Raw genomic sequence first — 1,817 nt, forward strand, 5'->3', positions numbered from 1 at the left:
TCGGCCCTCGGGCCGACCGGCAGGTCCTGGTCGATGCTCACACCGGGAACGCTAGACCCGACCCCCGACACCGCCGCCTGACCAGCACGTCCGTGAAGCCGCCGAGGAGAAATGTGTCCACGGTCACAGCAGCGGGTCGCGTCGAGGAGGCCGTCCACGTGGACGTCGGACCACGGCCGTGTCCGCGAGCCGGGCGCCGGTGATCGTGGCTTCTCGTTCCGTCATCGGAGCGGGGTCCCCGGCCGGTGCGACGACCGCGATCGCTCAGTCCGCGATCGCTCAGTCCGCGATCGCTCAGTCCGCGACCGCGTCCGAGAGCCCGGAGTCGGGGCTCGCCGCGGTCCGCACGTGCCACACTCGCCGCCGTGACGCCCGATGTGCCGCTCGCGGAGCGCGACGAGATCGTGCGCCTCCTGCGGGAGGCCGGCGCGCGGTTCGCTCTGCTGCACGGCAGCCGCGCGCGGGGGACGGCGCGTCCGGATTCCGACGTCGACGTCGCGGCCTGGTGGGGTGGGGAGGCGCCGGCGTCCTTCGAGGTCCTGCTCCCGTCCGGTGTGGACCTGCTGGTGCTCGACACGGCGCCGCTGGAGCTGCGGGGCCGGGTGGCTCAGCACGGGGTCCTGCTCTTCGACGACGACCCGCCCGCACGCGTGCGGTGGGTGGCGACGACGCGCAAGATCTACGCAGACGAACGGCCGCGCCTCGAGCGCAACCGCCGCGAGTTCGTCGAGGGCGTTCGCCGTGGTCGATGACGTCCGCGTCCTGCGCCTGCTGCAAGCGGTGCGTGACGACGTGTCACGCCTGCGCGCGGAGTCATCTGCGGAGCCAGCCCGACGCCGTGACCCGATGTGGCTGCCGGGGGTCAAGTAGACCTTCGTGACGGCGATCGAGGTCTGCTTGGACGTGACCGCTGAGCTGAGCGAGCAGCTCGCCCGTGCCGTCGGCTTCCGCAACGTCCTCGTGCACGAGTACGTGACCGTCGACGGCACCCCCGTGGTCCGCCGCCTCGAGGACCTCTCGGACCTCGACCGGTTCGTCTCGGCCGTCATCGACTGGATGCCGTCGCGGACCTGAGCCCTGCGGCGGACCCCCGTCGGGGCGTGCGTCTGACACTCGGTCGTGGGGTCGGGCTGCAGAGCCTGGTCGAGCCCGATGGTGCAGGGCGCAGCGAGGACGGGCCGCGGTCAGGGTGGCGTCACCGCGCGAGCGATGTGGACCGGCCGGAGTCGGAGCCGCAGTCCGTGGCGGTGACGACCTCCACCACGCCGACCGGCACGTTGCGGGCGTCGCGCTTGACGGCGACCCGCCCGGTGATGGTGCGGACCGGGTCGTCACAGTGGTCCGGCTGGTGCGCCGCGGCGACGGGGCCGGGTGCCGGGGTCGGCTCCGGCTCCGGCTCGTGGGCGGTCGCGAGCAGGACGCCGGCAGCGATGCCCGCGGCGGCCAGCGCGGTGGCCGCGCCCACGAGCACCGCGCGGGGGAGGAATCGGCGCGGACCCGCGACCGCGGCCTGCCCGGCCGCGGGGTGACGGGGACCGGCGGCGGGCTGCGCCCCGGCGACGTCGGGCCCGACCGAGGGGTGGAACGGGCCGTGCCCGAGCCCCGGCACGAAGGTCTGGGCGGTGTGGAGCGAGCCGGGTCGGCCGTGGTCCATGACGTGATCCCCCTCCGCCCGATCTCCGGGCGACTCGCGGAGGCCGGGTGCCTCCGTCGGACGGAACGCTAGTGCCGCGGCAAGGAACGTCGACGTCGTAACACGGCTTGATCAGGATCTTGAAGGGTTGGAGGCTGTCGCCCGAGGAGGTGGGCGATGGCAC

General features: G+C 74.0%; 3 protein-coding genes. 2 read left to right on the forward strand and 1 reads right to left on the reverse strand.

Going from position 1 to position 1,817, the window contains the following annotated elements:
• The first annotated feature begins 365 nt into the window (after window positions 1-365).
• Together C8D89_RS28610 and C8D89_RS30005 are read left to right on the forward strand one after the other, a co-directional pair.
• The gene (locus C8D89_RS28610; RefSeq protein ID WP_116711540.1) at window positions 366-752 is read left to right on the forward strand and encodes a nucleotidyltransferase family protein; all 387 of its coding nucleotides are present in this window, start codon (window positions 366-368) and stop codon (window positions 750-752) included.
• 151 nt (window positions 753-903) lie between these two features.
• Window positions 904-1,074: a HepT-like ribonuclease domain-containing protein gene (locus C8D89_RS30005; RefSeq protein ID WP_207787490.1), complete on the forward strand. Its 171-nt coding sequence runs from the start codon at window positions 904-906 to the stop codon at window positions 1,072-1,074.
• Between the two features lie 121 nt (window positions 1,075-1,195).
• Here the strand turns inward: C8D89_RS30005 and C8D89_RS28620 are convergent, their stop codons facing one another.
• Window positions 1,196-1,654: a hypothetical protein gene (locus C8D89_RS28620; protein ID WP_116711541.1), complete on the reverse strand. Its 459-nt coding sequence runs from the start codon at window positions 1,652-1,654 to the stop codon at window positions 1,196-1,198.
• Window positions 1,655-1,817: the final 163 nt, after the last annotated feature.

The organism is Actinomycetospora cinnamomea (assembly GCF_003096675.1).
Classification (GTDB): domain Bacteria; phylum Actinomycetota; class Actinomycetes; order Mycobacteriales; family Pseudonocardiaceae; genus Actinomycetospora; species Actinomycetospora cinnamomea.